This is a genomic window from Fervidicella metallireducens AeB (assembly GCF_000601455.1).
GTDB lineage: Bacteria > Bacillota > Clostridia > Clostridiales > Caloramatoraceae > Fervidicella > Fervidicella metallireducens.
Genome location: NZ_AZQP01000022.1, coordinates 12,439 through 35,949, shown reverse-complemented (window position 1 = coordinate 35,949; position 23,511 = coordinate 12,439). Strand labels below are relative to the sequence as shown.

The 23,511-nt window shown below is 33.6% G+C and carries 26 protein-coding genes and 1 pseudogene; 25 read left to right on the top strand and 2 right to left on the bottom strand.

Features of this window, described 5'->3' with window-relative positions; genetic code table 11:
• The first annotated feature begins 7 nt into the window (after nucleotides 1–7).
• The 4 genes from Q428_RS07970 to Q428_RS07955 all read left to right on the top strand — a co-directional run bounded on the left by Q428_RS07970 (nucleotide 8) and on the right by Q428_RS07955 (nucleotide 4,329).
• Nucleotides 8–1,231, top strand: a complete 1,224-nt coding sequence (locus tag Q428_RS07970; protein ID WP_035379823.1) for a BaiN/RdsA family NAD(P)/FAD-dependent oxidoreductase — start codon at nucleotides 8–10, stop codon at nucleotides 1,229–1,231.
• Between the two features lie 12 nt (nucleotides 1,232–1,243).
• Nucleotides 1,244–1,609: a chorismate mutase gene (gene aroH / locus Q428_RS07965; protein WP_035379821.1), complete on the top strand. Its 366-nt coding sequence runs from the start codon at nucleotides 1,244–1,246 to the stop codon at nucleotides 1,607–1,609.
• Nucleotides 1,610–1,645: 36 nt separating this feature from the next.
• The gene (gene cmk / locus Q428_RS07960) at nucleotides 1,646–2,299 is read left to right on the top strand and encodes a (d)CMP kinase (RefSeq protein WP_035379819.1); all 654 of its coding nucleotides are present in this window, start codon (nucleotides 1,646–1,648) and stop codon (nucleotides 2,297–2,299) included.
• 92 nt (nucleotides 2,300–2,391) lie between these two features.
• Nucleotides 2,392–4,329 carry a bifunctional 4-hydroxy-3-methylbut-2-enyl diphosphate reductase/30S ribosomal protein S1 gene (locus Q428_RS07955; protein WP_035379817.1) on the top strand — a complete coding sequence of 646 codons (1,938 nt, stop codon included), beginning with the start codon at nucleotides 2,392–2,394 and terminating at the stop codon, nucleotides 4,327–4,329.
• Nucleotides 4,330–4,449: 120 nt separating this feature from the next.
• Here Q428_RS07955 and Q428_RS07950 read toward each other — a convergent pair whose 3' ends face one another.
• Complete coding sequence (locus Q428_RS07950; RefSeq protein WP_035379815.1) at nucleotides 4,450–6,081, bottom strand: putative manganese-dependent inorganic diphosphatase; 1,632 nt, start codon at nucleotides 6,079–6,081, stop codon at nucleotides 4,450–4,452.
• Nucleotides 6,082–6,254: 173 nt separating this feature from the next.
• Between Q428_RS07950 and Q428_RS15985 the strand changes: the two are divergent.
• Nucleotides 6,255–8,896 (top strand): annotated as a pseudogene (locus Q428_RS15985) (calcium-translocating P-type ATPase, SERCA-type).
• A 44-nt stretch (nucleotides 8,897–8,940) separates the two neighbouring features.
• On the opposite strand, the gene Q428_RS07935 reads toward Q428_RS15985, so the two are convergent.
• A complete protein-coding gene (locus Q428_RS07935; protein ID WP_035379811.1) occupies nucleotides 8,941–9,345 on the bottom strand; it encodes a hypothetical protein in 405 nt (134 codons plus the stop codon).
• A 572-nt stretch (nucleotides 9,346–9,917) separates the two neighbouring features.
• On the opposite strand from Q428_RS07935, the gene hypF reads away from it, so the two are divergent.
• From hypF to Q428_RS14500, 20 genes are all read left to right on the top strand, one after another.
• Nucleotides 9,918–12,179, top strand: coding sequence for a carbamoyltransferase HypF (gene hypF / locus Q428_RS07930; protein ID WP_035379809.1), 2,262 nt, complete (start codon nucleotides 9,918–9,920; stop codon nucleotides 12,177–12,179).
• Nucleotides 12,170–12,397, top strand: coding sequence for a HypC/HybG/HupF family hydrogenase formation chaperone (locus Q428_RS07925; RefSeq protein ID WP_035379807.1), 228 nt, complete (start codon nucleotides 12,170–12,172; stop codon nucleotides 12,395–12,397). Before hypF ends, Q428_RS07925 begins: the two co-directional genes overlap by 10 nt.
• Nucleotides 12,378–13,466, top strand: coding sequence for a hydrogenase formation protein HypD (gene hypD / locus Q428_RS07920; RefSeq protein ID WP_035379806.1), 1,089 nt, complete (start codon nucleotides 12,378–12,380; stop codon nucleotides 13,464–13,466). The genes Q428_RS07925 and hypD overlap by 20 nt, the downstream gene beginning before the upstream one ends.
• 10 nt (nucleotides 13,467–13,476) lie before the next feature.
• Nucleotides 13,477–13,677: a hypothetical protein gene (locus tag Q428_RS15980; protein WP_242847803.1), complete on the top strand. Its 201-nt coding sequence runs from the start codon at nucleotides 13,477–13,479 to the stop codon at nucleotides 13,675–13,677.
• 5 nt (nucleotides 13,678–13,682) lie between these two features.
• The gene (gene hypE, locus Q428_RS07915) at nucleotides 13,683–14,477 is read left to right on the top strand and encodes a hydrogenase expression/formation protein HypE (RefSeq protein ID WP_242847802.1); all 795 of its coding nucleotides are present in this window, start codon (nucleotides 13,683–13,685) and stop codon (nucleotides 14,475–14,477) included.
• A gap of 143 nt (nucleotides 14,478–14,620) precedes the next feature.
• Entirely contained in the window at nucleotides 14,621–15,004 is a 384-nt protein-coding gene (locus Q428_RS07910) for an NADH-quinone oxidoreductase subunit C (RefSeq protein ID WP_035379804.1), read from the top strand.
• Nucleotides 14,997–16,097, top strand: a complete 1,101-nt coding sequence (locus Q428_RS07905) for a hydrogenase large subunit (RefSeq protein WP_242847801.1) — start codon at nucleotides 14,997–14,999, stop codon at nucleotides 16,095–16,097. The genes Q428_RS07910 and Q428_RS07905 overlap by 8 nt, the downstream gene beginning before the upstream one ends.
• Nucleotides 16,098–16,105: 8 nt before the next feature.
• A complete protein-coding gene (hypA, locus tag Q428_RS07900) occupies nucleotides 16,106–16,447 on the top strand; it encodes a hydrogenase maturation nickel metallochaperone HypA (protein ID WP_035379802.1) in 342 nt (113 codons plus the stop codon).
• Nucleotides 16,447–17,106: a hydrogenase nickel incorporation protein HypB gene (hypB, locus tag Q428_RS07895; RefSeq protein WP_035379800.1), complete on the top strand. Its 660-nt coding sequence runs from the start codon at nucleotides 16,447–16,449 to the stop codon at nucleotides 17,104–17,106. The genes hypA and hypB overlap by 1 nt, the downstream gene beginning before the upstream one ends.
• 19 nt (nucleotides 17,107–17,125) lie before the next feature.
• Nucleotides 17,126–17,650: a Na+/H+ antiporter subunit E gene (locus tag Q428_RS07890; RefSeq protein ID WP_051515052.1), complete on the top strand. Its 525-nt coding sequence runs from the start codon at nucleotides 17,126–17,128 to the stop codon at nucleotides 17,648–17,650.
• Nucleotides 17,650–17,904, top strand: a complete 255-nt coding sequence (locus Q428_RS07885) for an MrpF/PhaF family protein (RefSeq protein ID WP_035379798.1) — start codon at nucleotides 17,650–17,652, stop codon at nucleotides 17,902–17,904. Before Q428_RS07890 ends, Q428_RS07885 begins: the two co-directional genes overlap by 1 nt.
• The gene (mnhG, locus tag Q428_RS07880; protein ID WP_035379796.1) at nucleotides 17,901–18,242 is read left to right on the top strand and encodes a monovalent cation/H(+) antiporter subunit G; all 342 of its coding nucleotides are present in this window, start codon (nucleotides 17,901–17,903) and stop codon (nucleotides 18,240–18,242) included. The genes Q428_RS07885 and mnhG overlap by 4 nt, the downstream gene beginning before the upstream one ends.
• Nucleotides 18,235–18,483 (top strand): hydrogenase subunit MbhD domain-containing protein, encoded by a 249-nt coding sequence (locus Q428_RS07875; protein ID WP_035379794.1) that lies wholly within the window; start codon nucleotides 18,235–18,237, stop codon nucleotides 18,481–18,483. The genes mnhG and Q428_RS07875 overlap by 8 nt, the downstream gene beginning before the upstream one ends.
• Entirely contained in the window at nucleotides 18,483–18,752 is a 270-nt protein-coding gene (locus tag Q428_RS14505) for a Na(+)/H(+) antiporter subunit B (protein ID WP_051515051.1), read from the top strand. Before Q428_RS07875 ends, Q428_RS14505 begins: the two co-directional genes overlap by 1 nt.
• Before the next feature lie 7 nt (nucleotides 18,753–18,759).
• Nucleotides 18,760–19,221: an MnhB domain-containing protein gene (locus Q428_RS07865; protein WP_051515050.1), complete on the top strand. Its 462-nt coding sequence runs from the start codon at nucleotides 18,760–18,762 to the stop codon at nucleotides 19,219–19,221.
• A 15-nt stretch (nucleotides 19,222–19,236) separates the two neighbouring features.
• Complete coding sequence (locus tag Q428_RS07860; protein ID WP_035379792.1) at nucleotides 19,237–19,584, top strand: sodium:proton antiporter; 348 nt, start codon at nucleotides 19,237–19,239, stop codon at nucleotides 19,582–19,584.
• Nucleotides 19,581–21,497 carry a proton-conducting transporter transmembrane domain-containing protein gene (locus tag Q428_RS07855; RefSeq protein WP_051515049.1) on the top strand — a complete coding sequence of 639 codons (1,917 nt, stop codon included), beginning with the start codon at nucleotides 19,581–19,583 and terminating at the stop codon, nucleotides 21,495–21,497. The genes Q428_RS07860 and Q428_RS07855 overlap by 4 nt, the downstream gene beginning before the upstream one ends.
• 13 nt (nucleotides 21,498–21,510) lie before the next feature.
• On the top strand, nucleotides 21,511–22,476 hold the full coding sequence (locus Q428_RS07850; RefSeq protein WP_035379790.1) for a respiratory chain complex I subunit 1 family protein: 966 nt from the start codon (nucleotides 21,511–21,513) through the stop codon (nucleotides 22,474–22,476).
• Nucleotides 22,477–22,494: 18 nt separating this feature from the next.
• Nucleotides 22,495–22,935, top strand: a complete 441-nt coding sequence (locus Q428_RS07845; protein WP_035379787.1) for an NADH-quinone oxidoreductase subunit B family protein — start codon at nucleotides 22,495–22,497, stop codon at nucleotides 22,933–22,935.
• Nucleotides 22,935–23,423, top strand: coding sequence for a 4Fe-4S dicluster domain-containing protein (locus tag Q428_RS14500; protein WP_051515048.1), 489 nt, complete (start codon nucleotides 22,935–22,937; stop codon nucleotides 23,421–23,423). The genes Q428_RS07845 and Q428_RS14500 overlap by 1 nt, the downstream gene beginning before the upstream one ends.
• Nucleotides 23,424–23,511: the final 88 nt, after the last annotated feature.

Below are 23,511 nucleotides of genomic sequence, written 5' to 3'. Positions count from 1 at the left end.
GTTAGGTATGAGAAAAATTGTAGTTGTTGGTGGAGGAGCCGCTGGTATGATGGCAGCCATTAAAGCTGCTGAAAGAGGAAATAGAGTTATATTAATAGAAAAAAACGAAAAGCTTGGGAAAAAACTTTTCATCACTGGTAAGGGCCGTTGCAATGTTACAACTAATAAAGACATTGAGGACATTATTAAACATATACCTGGAAATTCAAGCTTTATGTATAGTTCCCTTTATACATTTACAAATCAGGACTTGATGAAGATGATTGAGGATAAGGGCGTTAAGTTAAAGGTAGAAAGAGGAGACAGGGTATTTCCAGAGAGCGATAAATCAAGTGATATAATAAAATGTTTTGAAAAATATCTAAAGGAAAATAATGTTGAAATATTACTGAATACAGCTGTTAAGGATATCTTAACGGAGGATAGAAAGGTTATAGGCGTTGAATTAGATGTAAACCGCAGTATAAAATGTGATGCAGTTATACTGGCAACGGGTGGTATGTCCTATCCTCTTACTGGTTCCACAGGTGATGGGTATGAATTTTTACGAAGACTTGGTCATACTATAATGCCTATAAAACCAGCATTGGTGCCCCTTGTAGCTAAAGAAAAGTGGATAAAAGAATTAATGGGCTTATCCTTAAAGAATGTAGAACTTACGGTTAAAAGCAATAATAAAACTATATATAACGATTTTGGTGAAATGTTATTTACCCATTTTGGTATATCTGGGCCTATGGTATTATCTGCTAGTAGAAAGGTAAGCGATATTTTGCCTAAAGAAGTAGAAATTTTTATTGATTTAAAGCCAGCTTTAGATTATAACGAATTAGACAAGAGAATATTAAAGGATTTTGAAAAGTTTAAAAATAAACATTTTAAAAATGCATTAGATGAGCTTCTTCCAAGCAAACTTATACCTGTAGTGGTTGACCTTTCTGAAATTTCACCGGAAAAACCTGTGAATTCAATTTCAAAGGAAGAGAGGTCAAAATTAGTTAGATTGCTGAAGGAATTTAAAGTTACAGTTATAGGTACTCGGCCAATAGAAGAAGCCATAATCACCAGAGGTGGGGTTAATGTTAAGGAAATAAATCCTTCAACAATGGAATCAAAGATAATAAAAGACTTATATGTTGTTGGAGAATTATTGGATGTAGACGCAGAAACAGGAGGATTTAACCTGCAGATAGCCTTTTCTACTGGTTATTGTGCAGGTATCAGCTGCTAAAGGAGTGATGTGATGTATTCGGTCAGAGGTGCAATTACTGTTGAAAATGACACCAAAGAGGAAATATTAAATGCTACAGAGGAATTGCTTAAACATATATTAGATTTTAATAAAATTGAAATTAAGGATATTATATCAGTTATATTTTCTTGTACAAAGGACTTGAAATCTGTATATCCTGCAGAAGCAGCTAGAAAAATGGGCATTCTACATGCGAGTTTACTTTGTCTTCAAGAGATGTTCGTAGAAGGTAGTATGGAAAAATGTATTAGAATTTTGATGTTTGTAAATGAAAATAAGGTACAAAGTGAAGTTCAGCATGTTTTTCTGAAAGAAGCGAAAAAATTAAGACCAGATTTAATGAAGGAATTTTTTTAGTTTTATTGAATATATATTTTATTTGGAGGTTGAAGAATGAAAAAAATAGTAGTTGCAATTGATGGACCAGCAGGAGCTGGTAAAAGTACCATCTCAAAACTGGTAGCTCAAAAACTAGGAATAGAATATATTGATACTGGTGCAATGTATAGGGCAGTAACATTGAAAATTATCAGAAATAAAATAGATGTTAGCGATGATGTAACCCTTGAGAAAATGCTTAATTCAACTGAAATCACATTAGAAAATGGGAAGGTTTATTTAGATGGCGAAGATGTTTCAACAGAAATAAGGCAGCTTTACGTAAGTGGCAGGGTTTCAGAGATAGCAGCCAAACAAGTTGTTAGAGACAGGCTAGTTGAGCTGCAAAGAAAAATGGCATTAAGTAAAAACGTTATTATGGATGGAAGGGATATAGGAACGGTTGTACTTAAAGATGCAAACTATAAAATATATTTGACAGCTTCAGTGGAAGAGAGGGCGGCAAGAAGATATAAGGAATTTTGTCAGCAAAACAGCAGTGTTACCTTTCAGGAGATTTGTAATGATATAAAGGAAAGAGATAGAATAGATATGAATCGCAGCTATAATCCTTTAGTTAAAGCAGAGGATGCTATACTTATAGATACAACTGGAAAATCAATCGATGAAGTGGTTGATGAAATACTGCTAATTATTAAAAACAATTAGTTTCTATGTATTTCAATAGTGTATATTTAAATTTACTATTGGGACAATCTAGTGAAATTTGCTCTATTTTTAACATAAGGAGAGAAGGAAAAATGAAAATCATTGTTTCTAAAAATGCGGGTTTTTGTTTCGGTGTACAAAAAGCAATTGAAAAGGCCAATACTGCAGCAAAGGATCATGGCAAGGTTTTTACTTTGGGACCTATTATTCATAACGAACAGGTTGTCAAGGATTTAAAGTCTAAATCTATTGATGTTATAAATGATATAGACGAAATTAAAAATGGAGATAAGATAATAATAAGGTCACATGGAATTTCAAAGGAAATTTATGATGCAACAATTCAAAAAGGAGCACAGATTATAGATGCTACGTGTCCCTATGTAAAGTACATACATAATATTGTTAATGACAAACATAAACAGGGTTATAGGATATTTATTATTGGTGATGCCAGTCACCCAGAGGTACAGGGGATAAATGGATGGTGTGAAAATAAAGGGATTATAATCAATGGCGAAGAGGATATACCAAGTGTTGAAGAAAAGTATGGGAAAATATGTGTTGTTGCACAAACCACATTTAATCAAAGTAAATGGAACTCAATAATTTGTGGCTTGTTAAATCTGGCTAAGGAAATTTTGATATTTAATACAATATGCAGTGCAACTGAGTTAAGGCAAAAGGAAGCATTTGAACTTTCAAAGCAGGTTGAAGCAATGATTGTTGTTGGTGGAAAGAACAGCTCAAATACCAGAAAGCTTTTTGAAATATGCAGCAAAAACTGTAAGAATACTATATTTATTGAGAATTCACAAGAGCTGAATCTTGATTGTCTGATTGGGGTTGATAAAGTAGGGATAACAGCTGGAGCATCCACTCCAGATTATGTTATAAAAGAAGTAATTAAAAAAATTGAAAAAGGAAATACAAAAAGTGAGGGGAATTTTGAGATGAATGACATGGTAAAAAATGATGTTCAGCAAGAATTTGAAGAATATCTCAGGGGGTACAGTGATATTCAAGTTGGCAATGTTGTAGAAGGTAAAGTTGTTCATGTGACAGACAAGGAGGTTTTCTTAGACATCAGGTATAAGGCAGATGGAGTTATTCCACTTGAGGAGACTTCCCATGACGTTATTAATTTAAAGGAAAATTTTAAGGTTGATGATGTAGTAAAGGTTGAAGTTATTAGCATGAATGATGGAGAAGGGAATGTTGTGTTAAGTAGAAAGGCACTTGAAAAAGAAGAATTTTATGATAGATTGAGGGATTATAAAGATAGCGGAAAAGTTATTGAGGTATCTGTTAATGCAGTGAATAATGGTGGTTTCAGTTGTCAATACAATGGCATCAGGGCTTTTCTTCCTTTTTCTTTATCAGGAGTAAGAAAAGAGGATGATGCAAACACATACATAGGTAAAAGATTAAATGTTAAAATCATAGAAGTAAAAGAAAAACGTGATGAAGTAGAGTTGCTTGTATCAAGAAAGGAAATTCTTCAGGAGGAAAGGGAAACAAAAGAGAAAATGTTTTTAGACAAAGTTGAGCCAGGACAGGTGTTAAATGGAATAGTTAAATCAGTTATTGGTTCTGGAGCTTTTGTTAATGTTGGAGACATGGATGTTTTTGTTCCAATATCTGAAATTTCTTGGAAAAGGGTTAATAAAATTGAGGATTTTATAAAACCAGGACAAAGAGTTGACGTTTTAATAATAAATAAAAATGAAGAGCTTAAGAGGATTAGTGGAAGCATTAAGAGAACTGGCAAAGAACCTTTTGAAGACTTTATAGAGAAATATAAGGTTGATGACATAGTTGAGGGTAAGGTTGTAAGGTATGCTGAATTTGGGGTTTTCGTTGAGCTGAATGATGGTGTAGATGGATTGATTCATATTTCAAATCTTGCTGATAGAAGGGTTAATAGACCACAGGAAGTTGTTAAAATTGGTCAGAAAGTCAGAGTAAAAATATTAAGTATTGATATTGAGAATAAAAGAATAGGATTATCTTTAAAGGATGTAGATTAAAAGAAGGTGTGGGAAATTTTTCATAAACCTGTATATTAAGGTGTCTAAATTTTAATATAAAAATTTAAAAAGAGGCTGTGGTATTAGCAGTTAAAAAACGCTAATGCCACAGCCCTTATTTTATTCTGTAGCTTGTGAAAGTGGAGGGATTATTTGTTTCTTTCTTGAAACAACCCCTGGAAGATACACACTATTTTCACCTAATTCTACATTAAAGGCTTTTGAAATTAATTCTTTATTCTCACCAACAAATAAAAGCTCAGACCCTTCATTAACAATATCTGTAACCATTATAATTACTAAATTATAATTTCCAGTTTTGCAAACGTTGTTCATAAAGGCAAGAAGGTCAGACTTTGTTTCTTCAATACTTGAAGGATCCATGGTGTTAACCTGGCCGACACCTATCTTATATTCTCCTAAATTAAAATCTTTATAATCCTGATAGAATATCTCTTCAGGAGTTTTACCCTTGAGTGAAGTACCTGCCTTAAACATCTCATAGGCAAATGTGTCAATATCTACTTCTGCAATAGAAGCCAATTTTTCAGCCGTAACTTTATCTACATTTGTACAGGTTGGAGACTTAAATTTAAGTGTATCAGAGATTATAGCACCTAACAATGCACCTGCAATTCCTTTTTCAGGAGTTAAGCCATTTTCAAAAAACATATTTGCTACAATCGTTGAAGTACTTCCAACTGGTTCGTTTCTGAAATATATTGGCTTGCTGGTTTGAACATCAGCTACTCTATGATGATCTATTATTTCTATAACCTCTGCATCTTCAATTCCATGTACTGATTGAGCTGTTTCGTTGTGATCCATTAAAATAACTTTTTTCTTTTTCTGTGTGATTAAATGATATCTTGATATAAATCCTTTAATATGATTATTTGTATCAACAACAGGATAACTACTGTGTCTTGTTTTAGTCATTACTTCCTTTGCCTCATCTGCAAGATCATCTAATTCGAACTTAATTATATCATTTGAGGTCATAACATAATTTAAAGGTATACTCTGATTAATAAGCCTTGCTGTTGTGAATGTGTCATTTGGAGTAGAAATAACTATGCATTTTTTTTCTTTGCATAGTTTTAATACGTTTTCTTCAACGTCGCAGCCTCCTGTAACGATTAAAAGATTAGCTCCTTGTTCAATTGCGGTGACTTGACTATCAGTTCTATTACCTATTATAACAATGTCACCAACATTTACATAGGATTTCATTTGTTCGTATTTTAATGCTGCAATAATCACCTTACCGCTGGTTTTAAAGTCTTCTTCGCTTCCACATAAAATCTTTGCATTAAGTGTTTCAATGATATTTTTCAATGGAGTTTTGCTTGTTGCAATTACGTTAACATCCTGGGTATCCATATACTTGAAGGTAATGTCAGTAAGACTGACAACACCAAGTAGTTTTTTATGGGAATCCACAACAGGTAGTGTCTTATAATTACCTTTATTCATAATTGTCCAAGCTTCTTTAATAGAAGTATGAGGATATACATGCTCAACATTATCCATCTCCAGGTCGCAAACTTGGATTTTCACAGTAGGTAGATATTCAGGTTTTTTAAGATTAAAGTAATCTAATATAAATTCTGTTTCTCTACTAATTTCACCAAGTCTTGCTGCAATTGCATTATAACCTAATTTCTTTTTAAGATCCGCATAAGCTAGTGCAGAGCATATTGAATCGCTATCAGGGTTTCTGTGTCCAGTTATGTAAATTACATCACCCACAATATCACCTCCATATAAAGTTACATTAATTAATTATAAAGCATTATGAATGAAAGTAAATAATTATTTGAAAAATAAGTTAGTGTTTACGTTAAAAATCTTTCATTTCCAAGTGATACTTATAGTATATAACAAATATAAATAGTTATAAGCATAAATAGGAGGATGGTGTTATGAGGGTAATCAATTCATATACAGAAGATAAAATTGATGTTAATATGGGGCTGAGCCTTAGGGAGGTTAAAAGGAGATTAGATAAATATGGATACAATGAGCTTGTTAAAAGGAAAAAGATATCTCCAATAGGAATTTTGCTTTCACAGTTTAATGATTTTATCACTTGGATTTTAATAGTTGCTACTGCTATTTCAGCATTTATGGGTGAAAAGGCTGATGCAATAACCATAATAATAATTGTCATAATAAATGCATTACTTGGATTTTTTCAAGAATTTAAGACGGAAAAATCCTTGGAAGCTTTAAAAGAATTAACGGCACCTACAGCTAAGGTTATAAGGGACGGAAAACTTATGATAATAAAGGCAAGGGAACTGGTTGTTGGAGATATAATTGAAATAGAGGCTGGAGACAGAGTACCTGCAGATTGTATTATTATCAGTGGGGATGGAATTTTTAGTGACGAGTCAATTTTAACTGGAGAATCTGTACCTGTTGAAAAGCGTTTATTTTCTGGGAAGGCTTCAAATATAAATACAGTTTATATGGGTTGCAGTATAACAAGCGGCAGGGGAAGATGCAGAGTTTATGCAACTGGCATGGATACAGAGATGGGGAAAATAGCGGATATGCTTCAGGAAATAGATAATAAGCAGACACCTCTTCAGCAAAAACTAGATCATCTAGGTAAATTACTAGTATATGGATGTATAATAATTTGTGCAATAGTTACAATTACGGGGATTCTAAGAGGTGAAAATGCATATAGGATGTTCCTGGTTGGGGTAAGTCTTGCGGTTGCTGCAATTCCTGAGGGACTGCCTGCAATAGTAACTGTTTCTTTAGCTACTGGTGTACAGAGAATGATGAAAAAAAATGCTTTGGTTAGAAAATTGCCAGCAGTAGAAACACTTGGCTGTACAAATGTCATCTGTTCAGATAAAACTGGTACATTGACACAGAATATAATGACGGTAAAACAACTTTACATACGAGACAACTATTTAGAAGTTTCCGGTTATGGTTATGATTTAACAGGTAATATTACCTTTCAGGGGTAAAAAAGTCTATATCAAAGGATATAGATTTAAAGTCATTTATAGAGTGCTCTGTTATTTGTAATAATGCAGAAATATCAGATTATGGATTGACTAGAATGATTAATAAGAGTAAAAAGAATTATATAGGGGACCCAACAGAGATAGCGCTTCTTGTTATGGGAGCCAAGGCAGGTATTTATAAAAATAATTTAACCAAAAATATTAAAATTCTTAAGGAAAACCCCTTTGATTCAGATAGAAAGATGATGTCTGTTTTATGCAGCTATAACAATAAAAAGTATTTATATGTAAAGGGTGCTCCAGAGAGTATTTTAAAAAAGTGTAAATGGCTTCAGGTAAATGGTAATGAAGTTCCCTTAACAAAGGACATACAAAATAGAATTATTCAAAGCAATGATAATATGGCCCAAAGAGCCTTAAGGGTAATAGGAGCTGCTTACAAAAAGGTTGAGGGTAATGAAACATCATCAGAGGATAATCTGATATTTTTAGGATTAGCAGGTATGATAGATCCTCCTAGGGAGGAAGTAAAGGATGCTATCATAGAATGCAGGATAGCAGGAATAAGTCCAGTAATGATTACAGGAGATCATAAACTGACTGCACAGGCAATTGCCAAGGAATTAAATATGCTTGATAAAGATGGGATTGTTTTAACAGGTGAAGAGTTAAATAAAATGAGTGATTCTCAATTGGATAAAATTATAGACAGGGTGAGGGTTTTTGCCAGGGTTAGTCCATCTCACAAACATAGAATTGTTAAGTCCTTTAAAAGTAAGGGACTTGTTGTAGCAATGACAGGTGATGGAGTAAACGATGCTCCAGCTATAAAAGAGGCGGATATTGGAGTTGCTATGGGGATAACAGGAACTGATGTAACAAAAGAGGCATCTTCAATGGTGTTATTAGATGATAATTTTACTACCATAGTTGCAGCAGTCAAGGAAGGAAGAATAATTTATGATAATATTAGAAAATTTATAAGATATCTACTATCCTGCAATATTGGAGAGGTTCTAACGATGTTCCTGGCTTCATTATTCAATCTAGGAGTTCCATTACTACCTATTCAGATACTTTTCGTTAATTTAGCAACTGATGGGCTTCCAGCTATGGCTTTAAGTCTTGAAAAAGGCGAAGATGATGTAATGAATAGAAAACCGAGGAAAAAAAATGAGAGTATTTTTGCAGATGGTCTATGGAATAAAATTATTTTAAGAGGTGTTCTGATTGGGCTGTGCACAGTTGTTTCATATGCTATGACCTTGGTTTATTTTGAAGAGAACTTAAGACTGGCAAGGACAGTGGCTCTTTGTACTTTGGTTATGTCTCAATTGTTTCATGTTTTCGAATGTAGATCTGAAAGGCATTCTATATTTAAAATAGGCTTTTTGACTAACATCTATCTTCTGCTTGCGGTTATGTCATCTGTATGTATGTTACTTATTACAGTATATATTCCCTGGTTTCAGAATGTTTTTAAGACCCAAGGACTAAGTTTGATCCAGTGGGTAATAGTCTTATGTTTTTCAGGGACTATTTCATTGGTATCCAGTTTATTTTGGTATAACAGGTGAGAATTAAAAAAATCAGATAAAATAAGCATATGTTGAACATATGCTTATTTTATAAATTGTTTCTGTTGAACCTTTTGAATTTTTTGATCTACTGGGATTAAATCCTTTTTAGTTGTTAAATTTTTAATATTTAGTATGCTAATAGCCTCATTACTATCCTTGCCTTTTTTACCCTTTAATCCTTGGATGATTACTATATTTCCTTGCTTAATGTCCATAAATATCGGTTTCTTAAACCATTTCTTTCTAACGTATTGGCATCTCACTACAGCCTTGCTTCTTTCGGGCTTAACAAGAACGTCAACCTTTAGGATATTATATATCCATAATATAGTCTTTGTTGTTACCTTAACACTTAAAACATGACCTTGAACTTGTGTTAATCTATCTCCATATTTTTTAAAATATGTGTCAGCGTATTTTTTAGCTAATGTTTCTTTAAAACTCATAGCTTAAGACTCCTTTCATTTGTTAATAAAAAATAGGTATAAAAGCACATTGTAAATTATATCATACTTTAGCATTCCCAAGGAATACTATTTTTAATAATTTTATTTTTGATAGTAAAATATTATTACAGTTTAATAAAAAAATTAAAAAGAAATCTGAAATTATCTCATCATTCTTTTTATCAGGCATATCTTTTGTTTTCCATATTTAGTTGACTTGTATAATTATATATATTTTAAGCAGAATATGAAATACATTTAAGTTATTCTGTTATGCATAAATAATTATTATCCCTTAATAACTAATTAACTAAATCGCGTAAAATATCTTAATTCTGCTTATATTGATAGAATTCAATTTAATTATTTGAATTTTAATTTAATATGTATTATAATGATAACAGTAAAGAAATAATATTGGAATAGGTTTATGATTTTATTTAAATCAATGAGTTTTACAGGGAAATGCAATGGAGATTTTGTTAAAACTATAACGTTTAGATACTATAACAGAGATGATAAAAATGTATAACAGATATGTTGTGTTGTAATACAGAATTATGTAGGTGATTATGTTGAAAAGAATGTTGATTGAAGTTAATGGAATAGTGCAGGGCGTAGGATTCAGGCCATTTATACATAAACTTGTTAAGGATTCAGGTTTAAATGGATGGGTAAAAAATTCTACTACGGGTGTAACCATTGAAGTAGAAGGCAATTATGATGTATTGATAAATTTTGTACAAGATATTAAAACTAAATACCCTAAATTAGCCGTTATAGAAAAGGTATCATATGAAATATTTGATGACATAAAGGGTTATAAGGGGTTTGATATCATTAAAAGTACACATAGTCAAGAGAAATTTACTTTGATTTCACCAGATGTGTGTATATGTGAAGATTGTTTGAGAGAGTTATTTGATGAAAAAGATAGGAGATATAGGTTTCCATTTATTAATTGTACGAATTGTGGACCTAGGTTTAGTATTATAAAGGATATACCATATGACAGGGATAAGACTACAATGGCAAAATTCCCAATGTGCAGTAGTTGTGAAGAAGAATATAAAGACATAGAAGATCGACGATATCATGCACAACCAGATTGCTGTTTTGAGTGCGGGCCGGAGTTGTTTTTTATTGATGAATCTGGGAAAAAAACAACAAACAATGCAATTGAAATTGCTAGGAATTATATTAAGGAAGGAAAAATTATTGCTGTTAAGGGTTTAGGTGGTTTTCATCTTGTTTGTGATGCTGAGAATTCAGAGGCAGTTTATAAGCTCAGGGTGAGAAAAAAGAGAGATGAAAAACCATTTGCCATAATGTGTAAAGATATATCTGCCGTTGAAAAGTGGTGTATGGTAAATAAAGATGAAAAAGATTTACTAGAAAGCTTTAGAAGGCCTATTGTTCTTTTGAACAAAAAAAATAACTTATTAGAGCATGTTTCTATGGATAATAAATATGTAGGGATAATGCTGCCATACACTCCAGTTCATTATTTGCTTTTAGAGAAAGATATTGACACTGTTGTTATGACCAGTGGAAATGTTTCTGATTTGCCAATAATTAAAGATAATGAGGCTGCAGTTAGTGAATTAAAGGACATAGCAGATGGTTTTTTAATGAATAATAGAGATATTCATGTAAGATGTGATGATTCACTGATGAGAATTTACAACGGTAAGGAATATCCTTTAAGAAGGTCTAGAGGATATGTTCCGTTTCCCATTAAATTAAATTGTAATATCCAGGAAATATTAGCTTGTGGAGCAGAGCAGAAGGCGTCATTTGCTTTATCTAAAGATGAATATGTTTTTCCAAGTCAGCATATTGGAGATTTGAAGAATATCGAAACTTTAGAACATTATGAAAATCAGATAAGGCATTTTGAAAAATTATTTGGTATTGTTCCTAAAAAAATCGCCTGCGATTTACATCCTGATTATATGTCTACTAATTATGCTATAGACAGGGGGAAAAACTCAAATATTTCAGTTGCCATGATTCAGCACCACCATGCCCATATGGTTTCATGTATGGCAGATAACAATCTTGAACAAAAGGTTATAGGGATAGTATGGGATGGAACTGGATATGGAATTGATGATACTATCTGGGGAGGGGAATTTTTAGTTGGAGATGCCAAAGAATTTAAACGACATGGAAGTATAATGCCAATAGCTCTGCCAGGTGGAGATAAAGCTGTAAAGGAAATATATAGGGTAGGCTATTCCTTACTATACGATTCTTTAGGTAATATCCCTGAAAAATTCATCTTAACTAATGATGTAAAAACTATTGAAACTATGATTGATAAAAAATTAAATACACCACGCGCCAGCAGTATAGGAAGGTTATTTGATGGGGTTGCTTCAATCCTCGATATAAAGCATAAGGCATCCTATGAAGGTCAGGGAGCTGTAATGCTTGAAAGCTTAGCTACTAATGATGATGAAATATATAATTTCAGTATTAATAAGGACAATGTAATTTCAGTTTTAGACTGGAGAGAGATTATTAGAAATATTGTAGAAGATAAAGAAAATGGTGTCCAAAATGGAAAAATTGCATCAAAATTTATGAATACTCTTGTTGAGGCAGCAGTTAAAATCTCTAAGGAAATAAAAATGGAAACTAGTATTACTGACATAGTTTTATCTGGTGGAGTGTTTCAAAATATGTATTTACTAGACAGACTAACAAAAAGGTTTACTGCTGAAGGATTTAATGTTTTTGTTCATAAAAGGGTATCAACCAACGATGAAGGGATTTCCCTTGGACAGATTGTTATTGCAGCAAATGGAGGTGAAGTTAAATGTGTTTAGCAGTTCCTTTAAAAATTACAGAAATTAATGGCAATGATGCTTTAGCTGAAATTGAAGGTGTTAAAAGGAAGATACGTGTTGATTTTATAGAAAATCCTAGTGTGGGAGATTATGTTATAGTTCATGCTGGTTTTGCTATAGAAAAGCTTGAAGAGGAACATGCCCTTGAAAATTTAAAATTAATAAAGGAGGTTACAGATGCTTTGGAATCAATTTAAAAATCCTCAGGATATACAAAGAATTGTAAAGGCTATAAATGAAATGGATATTCCGCCTATAAAGATTATGGAAATATGTGGAACACATACAATGGCAATTGCAAAGTCAGGTATAAGAAGCCTGTTACCTCAAAATGTAAAACTAATTTCAGGACCAGGGTGTCCAGTATGTGTAACCCCAATTGAAAGAATAGATTCAATTATAGAGCTTGCTAAAAACAGAGATGTAGTTATTGCAACCTATGGCGATATGTTAAAGGTTCCTGGGTCAAAATATGGTGAAAGTTTAGAAAGATTAAAGGCAATAGGTGCTAATGTGGAGATGGTATATTCAGCAATTGATGCAGTTGAATTAGCAAAGCACAATAAAGATAAAAAGGTTGTATTCCTTGGAATAGGTTTTGAAACTACAACCCCAGGAACATCCCTTGCTATTCAGGCAGCCAAAAAAGCTGGGATAAAGAATTTTTTTGTTTTTTCTATGCATAAGCTTGTAGAACCAATTTTAAGGGGCTTAATTGAAATGCCTGATTTCGATATAAATGGATTTATTTGTCCAGGACATGTATCGGTTATTTTAGGAGAACGTGGACTTGAATTTCTGGTGAAGGAGTATAAAATTCCTTCTGTTATTTGTGGATTCGAGGCTGGAGATATTTTGACATCCATTTACAAGATAATGCTACAGATAAAGGAAGGTAATGCAAAGCTTGAAAACGAATATATGAGGGCCGTTTCATATGAAGGAAATAGGAAGGCTTTCCAAAGTATATTTGAATATTTTGAGCCTTGTGACGATTTGTGGAGGGGAATAGGCCTAGTCCCAATGAGTGGTTTAAAATTAAAAGAAGAGTTCAGTGAATATGATGCTATAGAACATTTTAAAATAAAACTTGATAATACAGATAAGGAAACAGCTTGTAAATGTGGTGAAGTTATCAAAGGTAAACAGCAGCCAACTGGATGTCCTTTGTTTGGGAAAACATGTACACCTGAGAACCCAGTTGGTCCATGTATGGTTTCAAGTGAGGGAGCATGTGCTGCTTATTACAAATATCAAGTTATATGAGGTGGAGTAAATGGATGATATTATAACTTTAGCCTATGGAAGCGGAGGGAGAAAGACCTCTCAATTAATAGATGAAATTATTTTACCTGCTTTTGATAATTATCAGCTATCAAAACTAAGTGATGGAGCTATCCTCAATGGCAATGAAAAATTGGTTTTTTCAACAGACAGCTTTGTTGTAAGTCCACTTTTTTTCCCTGGAGGGATATAGGTAAGTTGGCTGTTTGTGGAACTATCAATGATATATGTATGTGCGGAGGAGAACCGAAGTATTTAAGTTTAAGTTTTATTATTGAAGAGGGTTTTAAAACAGAAGATTTACGACAAATTGTTAATTCAATAAAAAAAGTTTCAGAGGAATGTAATGTTATTATTGCAACTGGAGATACTAAAGTTGTTGAAAGGGGTAAAGGTGACGGTATTTATATAAACACCGCAGGTATAGGATTTTTAAAACATGAAAACCTGGGAAAGGAAAGGATTCAAAAAGGTGATGTAATTATTGTTTCAGGCACAATGGGAGATCATGGCACTGCTATCATGGCTGCAAGGAATAATTTGATTACAGGGATAGAATTGTTTTCCGATTGTGCTCCTTTGAACAATTTAGCTGAAGAGATTTTAAGTTATGGGGATAAGGTAAAGATATTAAGGGATCCCACTCGAGGAGGACTTGCAACAACCTTAAATGAGTTTGTTGAGGGTACTGATATGACAATAGAACTGGAAGAGGATAGGATACCAATAAAAAATTCTGTTGCTAATGCCTGTGAAATAATAGGATTAGATCCTCTCTATGCAGCTAATGAGGGGAAAATAGTTGCTGTAGTTGCTGAGGAAGTTGCTGAGAGATTGATTGAGTCAATGAAAAAGCTTCCAGAGGGAAGAGATTCTGCGATCATAGGGAGAGTGACTTCAAACTATCCAGGAAAAGTTATTATAAAAACCCAAATTGGTGGAAACAGAATACTTGGAAAGTTAGCTGGAGCCCAGCTTCCAAGAATTTGTTAAAAAAATTAGATTAAATGCTAATTTGAGTAACAAATTGATATTAAAAGTGACACAAAAATCAATTTTTTTAAATATAATGATGACATTTTGACAAAAATGTTATAAAGTATTAAATGTGTGTTAAAATTTTAGGAGGTGACTTCATGCAAGAATTTAAATCTTTTGAGATTAAAAAGGAAGAAATAGTTCCACTTGCAGAAAAAAAGAAAAAAGAAGGAATAAGACTCCTTATGATACAGGGTTATGTAGATAAGGAAGGCCAGGTAGTTGTATGTTACCAATACGAAGTTGGAAATTGTATTGAGTCATACAAGATAACAGGTGAAGCTGAGCTACCATCAATTTCACATATTTATGATTTGGCAGCGGCTTGGCCTGAAGAAGAACTTTATGAATTGATGGGAGTTAATTTCCAAGGCTTGGAGATGAGAGGAAGATTGTTCATGCCTGATACAACTTTAGAAGGTAGAGGACAAATATTAGTTACACCACTTTCTGAATTAAAGAAGAAGATGCTAGGTGAATAGGAGGTTAAATAATGAGTTACGTAATACCAATAGGACCGTATCATCATCTTTAGAGGAACCAATACATGCAAAACTATATACCGAAGGTGAAATAATAAAGGATGCTGAGGTTTTTATAGGATATAATCACAGAGGTATAGAAAAATTAGCAACACAAAAGAATTTTATACAAACATTAGCGCTTGTTGAGAGAGTATGTGGAATTTGTTCACACTCCCACCCATTTACATATGCAATGGCAATAGAAAATATTGCACAAATGGAAGTCCCAAAGAGAGGTCAATATATAAGAGTAATAATGGCAGAGCTTGAAAGACTTCATTCCCACACACTTTGGCTTGGTCTTGCATGCCATTTAATAGGTTTTGACAGTATGTTCATGCATATATGGGATTTTAGAGAAAAAATAATGGATATACTAGAAGAAATTTCAGGAAATAGAGTTAACTATGGAATGATAATTATAGGTGGTTCAAGAAGGGATATTAACGACGATATGAGAAGAAAAGTTAATGAAATGCTTGATTCTCTTGAAGTTGATATTATTAAGATGAGGGATATGCTTCTTGCAGATAAGACAATAGCAATGAGAACTAAAAACGTTGGTGTTCTTCCTTATGAGGATGCTATTAGAATTGGTACTATTGGACCTCATGGAAGAGCGTCAGGTGTAAATGTAGATGTAAGAAAAGATGCTCCATATTCATGCTATGATGAATTTGATTTTGAAGTTCCTGTAGTTCAGGACGGGGACGTATTTGCCAGGGTTGTAATTAGAGTTCTTGAATCTGTAGAGAGTATAAAGATAATAAGACAAGCGCTTGAAAACCTGCCAGAGGGACCAATAAACCTAGGAAATAAACTTCCTAAAGTACCAGCTGGAGAATTTACAGCAAGACACGAAGCTCCAAGAGGAGAAGTTATCTATTATGTGAATACTGATGGAGGTCAAACAAACTACAGAATCAGTATTCACGTACCGACATTCAAGACTGCATCAACAGTGCCATTTATGCTTAAGAACAACACCATTGCTGATGCTGGGCTTATAATAGCAAGTATAGATCCATGCTTCTCTTGCTTAGACAGGTAGTGTGAATTATGCATGAATTAGCTATAACCGAAAGTATCTTAAGAATTGCAAAGAGTGAAGCTGAGAAGCATAATGCAAGCAGAGTTTTAAGCATTAAATTAAAAGTTGGGGAACTGTCAGGGGTTGTGCCTACATTGATACAGGAATATTTCAATATTGCCAGCAATGAAACATTGGTTGAAGGTGCAAAGTTGATAATCGACAGGATACCAATTACAATAAAATGCTTAAACTGTGGTTATGAGGGCGGTATGGATAAGATGAAGCGAAAATGCCCAGAATGTAATAGCTACGACATTAAAATTTTAACTGGAAGAGAGTTTTATGTTGAAAGCCTGGAGGTAGAATAATGGAAATTAAAGTTGTAAAGCAAATACTTGAGTGGAATGAAGATTGCAGTAATGAAATAAAAGGGATTTTTGCTCAAAAAGGAATTTACATGATAAACGTTATGGGTTCACCTGGAGCAGGCAAAACAAGTTTAATTGTGGAAATGATAAAGAGACTTTCTACTAAGTATAGAGTTGCTGTAATTGAAGGTGATATAGCTGGACAGATAGATGCTGAAAAAATAGATTCTTTAGGAATTCCTGTGGTGCAACTTAATACTGATGGAGCCTGCCATATAGAGGCTATGTCAATAAAGCATATACTCCAATACTTTGATTTAGACAATATCGATATCATAATCGTTGAAAACATAGGGAATCTAGTGTGTCCAGCAGAGTTTAACATTGGAGAGGACATAAGAGTGGCTATATTAAGTATACCTGAGGGAGATGATAAGATTGAAAAATACCCTCTAATGTTCTCTACTTCAGAGAGTCTTGTTCTAAATAAGTATGATATGATAGAACATTTTGACTTTGATGATAAAAAAGTTGAAGAAGTTACTAAGGATTTAAATCCTAACATTGAGATATTTAGGATATCAACTAAAAATCAAACAGGACTTGAAGAATTTACAGATTGGCTATGTAAAAACATATACGATAAAATAAAAAAGTAAGAAGTAAAGGGGGTTTAATATGAAAAAGACAAACTTTATGTCATTAATTTCAACAGCAGTTTTTTGTTTTATTTGCTGGATGTTATTCGTATATCCTGCATTTAATACACAGGAACTGTTAGTTGGCGCTCTTGTGAGTGTTTTAGTAGCTGCATTTACTGCAAGATTCTTTATTCATGAAAAGGCACTATATTTCTTTAATCCAGTTAAGCTTTTTAACTTAATATACTATTCAATAGTTATATTTGTAAAAGAGCTTTTTAAAGCGAATATAGATGTCGCTAAGAGGGCACTAAGTCCAAGTTTACCAATTAATCCAGGTATAGTTAAAATTCCTGTTAATATGAAGTCAGAATATGGTTTAGCCCTATTGGCAAACTCAATAACTTTAACACCTGGAACTATTACCATGGATATTACAGAAGAAGAAGGTAATCTTTACTACTATATCCATTGGATTGATGTTGCTACAACAGATTCAGTTGAAGCTGGTGAAGCAATAAAGGGTACCCTTGAAAAATGGATAAGGAGGGTTTTTGATTAATGAACACTTTAATTATTACAGGTATATTTTTAATGGCATTAGCTTTAGTGTTACTTTACAGGGTTGCTGAGGGTCCAACTGTTGCTGACAGAGTAGTGGCAGCTGATAGTGTTGATATTTTAGCCTCTGTAGCACTTGTACTGTTTGCTGTATTCAGTAAAAGAGCTATTTATCTTGATATAGCTTTAACACTTGCAATTTTAGGTTTCATTGGAACTATTTTAATTTCAAGATATTTGGAGGGAAAACTATGATAAATATAATTGCAAATGTCTTGCTAGTTATTGGCTGCTTCTTTGCATTTGCAGGTACTGTTGGTATTTTAAGAATGCCAGATCCTTTCTGTAGAATGCAATCAAGTACAAATATTGGTACATTAGGTGCTTTAGGAGTTACAATTGGTGCCGCACTTTATGCTTTTGGAATTGGTGAAACATCAATGGGTATAAAGGCAATTCTTGTTGGAGTGTTTATTTTAATTACAAACCCTATTTCTGGACATGCTATTGCTAAGGCAGCATATAAAGCAGGAATAAGACCAGATAAGAAGTTGGTTTGTGATGAGTACGGGAGGGATATTCCTAATGAATAATATATTTATACTTAACACTTTGATAATTATAGGTATATTAGTTTCTGCATTTTTGGTAATATATCTTGATGACATACTATCACAGATTATAGCTCTTGGTGCAACAGGTTCATTTGTAGCACTTGAGTTTATACTTTTACATGCACCAGACGTTGCTATCGCAGAAGCAGCAGTTGGAGCAGTTCTTTCTCCAATAATCTGTATAGTTGCCCTAAATAAAGTTAGGGAGGGAAGACAATAATGAAGAAGTTTATGACATTTTTTTCATTAACGGTTATATTAGTAACAGGATTGTTTGTTATGAAGAGTATGGCAGTACTTCCAGCAACTTATGACGGTGTTGCAAAAATTTTAGTTGATACTACAATTGAAAGAACTCGTGCGTTAAATGCTGTTACTGCTGTGGTATTTGACTCAAGAGGTTATGATACCCTTGGAGAATCATTTGTTCTATTTACAGCAATTTCATGCTCAGCTGCTATATTAAGAAAAGGGCTGAAAGGTAGGTAAGATAGATATGGACAAAAATATTAAAGTTAAAAATGTAATCGTAAAAACAGCAGCAGATTTTTTTATGCCTATTGCGTTAATCTTTGGTCTTTATGTTATTCTTCATGGACATTTAAGCCCAGGAGGAGGATTCCAAGGTGGTGTAATTGTTGCAGCTGCAGTTGTTTTAGTATATTTAGGATATGGACATGAAACAACTGAAAATGTATTCAACGAAAATCTGCTTAAGAAATCAGAGACATTTGCAGCTATAATGTATGCTGGTTTTGCATTTCTTGGAATATTTTACGGAGCGAATTTCTGTAGAAATGTTCTAGCTGATAAGATGGGAGCTGCAGGGGAGCTATTTAGTTCAGGAACAATTTTCTGGATGAACTTTTCAGTTGGATTTAAGGTTCTTACTGGTATAGGTTTCCTATCACTTATTTTCTTTGGACTACTTAAAGAAAAAAATAATGAAAGCAAATAAAGAGAGGTGAGCACCTTGTTATTAGAAAATTATCTATGCTCAATAGTTCTTATTGTTTTAGGACTTTATGCAATAATAACTAAGAAAAATGCATTTAAGATAGTAATAGGAATGGGTTTAGTTGATTACGGTATAAACTTAATGCTTGTAAGTGCAGGCTTTAGAGTTAATGGAACAGCACCAATATTTGATGCTCCAACTCAAACACAGTATTTCTTTGTAGATCCAGTACCACAAGCATTAACACTAACATCTATCGTTATTGGTGCCTGTGTAACAGCATTAGCATTATCTCTTGTTGTAAAAATAAAAGAACACTACGGCACTTTAGATACTGACAAGGTAAGGAGGTTAAACGGATGACAAACCATTTACCTATAATAGCTATACAGGTTTTATTCCTGGGTGCCTTTATCTCAGGTTTAGTAGGATATAAATCAAATAGTTTAAGAAAATTTGTAATTTTCTTAGCTACAGGTACTTCATTAGTTCTTACATTGATGTTATTCAAGCCAGTTATGATGGAGGGACAAATCATTTCTTACTGGATGGGTAATTGGGTTCCAGTTTCTGATTGGGCCATTGGAATAGGTCTTGAAGTAGATCAATTAAGTTTATTCTTTGGATTAATAGTAACTGTAACAGTTTTCCTAGGTGCAATTTACTCATTTAAATATATGAGTAAAGACAATGGACAGGATAAATACTATGTTGTATTTATGATGCTTGCTGGCAGCGTGTTAGGTTTTGTATTTACAGGTGACCTTTTTAACATGTACGTTATGATAGAAATCATGACTTTTGCTGCAGTGGGATTAACTGCCTTTAGAAATCACAAAGCTGAATCAATTGAAGCAGCTTTTAAATACCTTGTTGTAGGTTCTATTGGTTCTTCTTTAATATTACTTGGTACTGTTGTAATGTATGCACAGTTTAAGACATTAAATTTAGCTCAAATTACAGCACTACTTAATAATGCACAGCATACACCAGTAATATTGTTTGCTTTTGCTTTAATGATTGGTGGTTACGCGGTAAAGGCCTTTATAGTTCCTTGCCACGTTGTTGCACCCGATGCTTATGCTGCTGCACCATCATCTGTTTCAATGCTTTTCTCAGGTATTGTAAACAAAGCAGGTATATACGGTATGATAAGACTTGTTTTCGTTGTATTTGCAAGTATGAACTTACCTTCAATGCAGTTCCTGCTAGTATTTTTAGGTACAATAACAATGTTCATTGGAGTTACTATGGCTCTTGCTCAAAGTGATTTTAAGAGACTGTTAGCATTCCATAGTATTTCACAAATAGGTTATGTATTAACTGCAATCGGTTTGTCAACGATTTTAGGACTTACAGGTGGATTGTACCATGCTTTAAACCACACTTTATTTAAGGGATTATTATTCCTTTGTGCTGGTGCAGTACTATACTCAACAGGAACAACTGATTTAAATAAGCTTGGGGGTCTTGCAAAGAAGATGCCTCAAACTGCAGGACTATTCCTTGTTGGGGCCTTTGCAATCAGTGGTATTCCTCCATTCAACGGCTTTGTTTCAAAGTGGTTAGTTTACCAGGGAACTTTTGCAAAATCAATGGAAACTAATAATCCAGGATATGTATTTGTTACTATCGTTGCATTGATTGTCAGCGTAATGACTCTAGCGTCATTTATAAAGGTAACACAATCAGTTTTCTTTGGACAATTACCAAAGGAATTTGAAAATGCTGAAGAAGTTCCACTATCAATGAGAATACCAATGTGGATATTAGCAGCTCTATGTCTTGTAGCAGGTATTCTGCCAACTGCAGTAATTGATTACTTAATAAAACCAGCAGTTCTAGCTATAAAGAGTGCTGGTAATTATGTAGCAGTAATGATGGGTCAAGAATATGCTACAAAGATTTATACAGAAGGAATTGCTATACCAAAATATGACTATGCTATGGCTGGATGGAATCCAACATCATGGCTGATACTATTTGGTGTGCTATTAATAGCTTTTGCTCTAGTTGCTTTAACTGGAGGATTTAACCCAAGACACATAGTAGGTGCAGAAAATAACAATGCTAAATTTGATGTTTTCTTCAGCGGTGAAGCTGCAGAACATTCACATGTAGCAGGAAATGACTTATTCTGGGGATTAAAGCATAATCTAAAGGGATACTTCCACTTTATGCATGATGTACACAATGGTGTAGTAAATGATTATGCATTGATGGTTGTGTCTACTACAGCATTAGTAATGCTTTATCTGTTCTTACTTGTGAAATAAGGAGGGACACGGTTTGAATAATATATTACAATTTTTATTCTATATACTAATTTTCCCAGGGTTTGCATTCTGTGTAGTTGCAGGTCTTCTTATTGCTGGTATAGATAGAAAACTTGTAGCAAGAATGCAAAAGAGAATTGGACCTCCAATTCTTCAGCCGACATATGATTTTCTTAAATTATTAGGTAAAGAAACAATTATTCCAAGACATGCAGCCAGAAAGGTGTATTTAGCAGCACCAGTAGTAGGTTTATTAAGCTTAGTAACTGTTTCACTTTTCATTCCAATTTTTAATTTCAGCATATTTGATAAACCTGTTGCTGATTTAATAGTTATAATATATTTATTAACTATTCCAGGGGTTGCATTGATAATAGGGGGATCTGCTTCAGGTTCTCCATATGCAGGAGTAGGTATATCAAGAGAAATGGTTGCAATACTTTCATATGAGTTACCACTCGTTATAGTTCTTTTAACTATCGGAAGAAAAGTAGGTATGGCTCTTGATGGAAATATAACTTTTTCTTTAAAGGCAATTGTAGACTATCAAGCTCAATATGGGCCAATGATAGCACAATGGAGCATGATTCCAGCAGCTATAGCTTTATTACTGGTAATACCTTGTAAAGTAGGAAGTTTACCCTTTGATATAGCTGAAGCTGAAATTGAAATATGTGAAGGACCATTAGTTGAATATAGTGGACCTCCATTGGGAATATTTAAATTAAACCATGCAATTAAGATGTTTATTATGACGTCATTGTTCGTTACGCTATTCTTAAGCGGTGCTGGAACAAATTTTGTTGCTTTAAATGTTTTAATACAATTTGCTTTAGCAGTTGTTGTAACATTTATTTCAATATCAGTTCTTAAAGCTATTACCGCAAGATTAAGAGTTGAACAAACTTTTAAGTTCTATTGGACTTACCCAACAGCTCTTGCCTTACTAAGTCTTGTGCTTGTATGGCTAGGACTGTAATAGGAGGTGCAGATTTTAATGTTCAAAAAGTTAATCGAAAAAGGTATTGAAAAGTCACCATGGCTGTTACACATAAATACAGGTTCATGTAACGGATGTGATATTGAATTAGTTTCAGTTATTACACCAAGATATGATGCTGAGAGAATGGGTTTTAAACTTGCAGGAACTCCAAGACATGCTGATATTGTAGTGGTATCAGGTCCAATAACTTCACAATCTAAGGAAAGACTTGTAAGAACTTTAGCACAGGTTCCAGATCCTAAGGTTGTTGTTTCAATTGGTTCTTGCCCACGTTCATGTAATGTCTTCCACGGAAGCTATTCTGTTGAAGGTCCACTTGATAGATATTGTGATGTTGACGTTTCTATTGCTGGATGTCCTCCAAAGCCAGAAGCTATTATAGATGGATTGGCAAAGGCTGTAGAAATATTAAAGACAAAAAGGAGGGGTAAATAATGAAATTTCCTTTCCTTAAAGAAGCAATTACGTCTTTAACAAAAAAGCCAAGTACTGAACTTTATCCTTTAGTTAAAAAGGAAGCTCCAGAGGGCTATAGGGGAAGAATAAAGTTTCATGCAGATAAGTGCATAAACTGCGGAATGTGTATTAGAGTTTGTGCTCCTGATGCTATAACAAGAACAATTGAGAAGACTGAAGAAGGAGATAAAATTACTTTCCAATTCTACCTTGGACAATGTACTTTCTGTCAGATGTGTGCTGATTTCTGTGCTAAAAAGGCAATTGAACTAACAAAGGATTATTCTATGGTTGGAACTGATGAAGAAGATTTTATGGTTAGAGGCACGTTTATAAAGAAGCTACCTCCAAAACCACCAGTACCACCTGCAGGCGCAGCTCCTGCTGCAGCAAAGGCTCCTGCGGCAGCACCAGCTGCTACAGAAAAGCCAGCAGAAAAGGCTGAGGATAAAAAAGAAGAAAAGTAAAATAAATAAAAGGGCTGTCGCCTTAGCATGTAACACTTGCTGAGGTGATAGCCCTTTTTCGTAGGCTTATTATAAATAATCTATGTCA

Coding starts and splice junctions, on each gene's coding strand:
- aroH (WP_035379821.1), top strand. CDS start 1,244: ATGTATTCGGTCAGAGGTGCAATTACTGTTGAAAATGACACCAAAGAG.
- Q428_RS07865 (WP_051515050.1), top strand. CDS start 18,760: ATGGACAAAAATATTAAAGTTAAAAATGTAATCGTAAAAACAGCAGCA.
- Q428_RS07845 (WP_035379787.1), top strand. CDS start 22,495: ATGTTCAAAAAGTTAATCGAAAAAGGTATTGAAAAGTCACCATGGCTG.
- Q428_RS07935 (WP_035379811.1), bottom strand. CDS start 9,345: ATGAGTTTTAAAGAAACATTAGCTAAAAAATACGCTGACACATATTTT.
- Q428_RS14500 (WP_051515048.1), top strand. CDS start 22,935: ATGAAATTTCCTTTCCTTAAAGAAGCAATTACGTCTTTAACAAAAAAG.
- cmk (WP_035379819.1), top strand. CDS start 1,646: ATGAAAAAAATAGTAGTTGCAATTGATGGACCAGCAGGAGCTGGTAAA.
- Q428_RS15980 (WP_242847803.1), top strand. CDS start 13,477: ATGGATGATATTATAACTTTAGCCTATGGAAGCGGAGGGAGAAAGACC.
- Q428_RS07885 (WP_035379798.1), top strand. CDS start 17,650: ATGAACACTTTAATTATTACAGGTATATTTTTAATGGCATTAGCTTTA.
- Q428_RS07970 (WP_035379823.1), top strand. CDS start 8: ATGAGAAAAATTGTAGTTGTTGGTGGAGGAGCCGCTGGTATGATGGCA.
- Q428_RS07925 (WP_035379807.1), top strand. CDS start 12,170: ATGTGTTTAGCAGTTCCTTTAAAAATTACAGAAATTAATGGCAATGAT.
- hypF (WP_035379809.1), top strand. CDS start 9,918: ATGTTGAAAAGAATGTTGATTGAAGTTAATGGAATAGTGCAGGGCGTA.
- hypD (WP_035379806.1), top strand. CDS start 12,378: ATGCTTTGGAATCAATTTAAAAATCCTCAGGATATACAAAGAATTGTA.
- mnhG (WP_035379796.1), top strand. CDS start 17,901: ATGATAAATATAATTGCAAATGTCTTGCTAGTTATTGGCTGCTTCTTT.
- Q428_RS07875 (WP_035379794.1), top strand. CDS start 18,235: ATGAATAATATATTTATACTTAACACTTTGATAATTATAGGTATATTA.
- hypB (WP_035379800.1), top strand. CDS start 16,447: ATGGAAATTAAAGTTGTAAAGCAAATACTTGAGTGGAATGAAGATTGC.
- Q428_RS07855 (WP_051515049.1), top strand. CDS start 19,581: ATGACAAACCATTTACCTATAATAGCTATACAGGTTTTATTCCTGGGT.
- hypA (WP_035379802.1), top strand. CDS start 16,106: ATGCATGAATTAGCTATAACCGAAAGTATCTTAAGAATTGCAAAGAGT.
- Q428_RS07910 (WP_035379804.1), top strand. CDS start 14,621: ATGCAAGAATTTAAATCTTTTGAGATTAAAAAGGAAGAAATAGTTCCA.
- Q428_RS07890 (WP_051515052.1), top strand. CDS start 17,126: ATGAAAAAGACAAACTTTATGTCATTAATTTCAACAGCAGTTTTTTGT.
- Q428_RS07955 (WP_035379817.1), top strand. CDS start 2,392: ATGAAAATCATTGTTTCTAAAAATGCGGGTTTTTGTTTCGGTGTACAA.
- Q428_RS14505 (WP_051515051.1), top strand. CDS start 18,483: ATGAAGAAGTTTATGACATTTTTTTCATTAACGGTTATATTAGTAACA.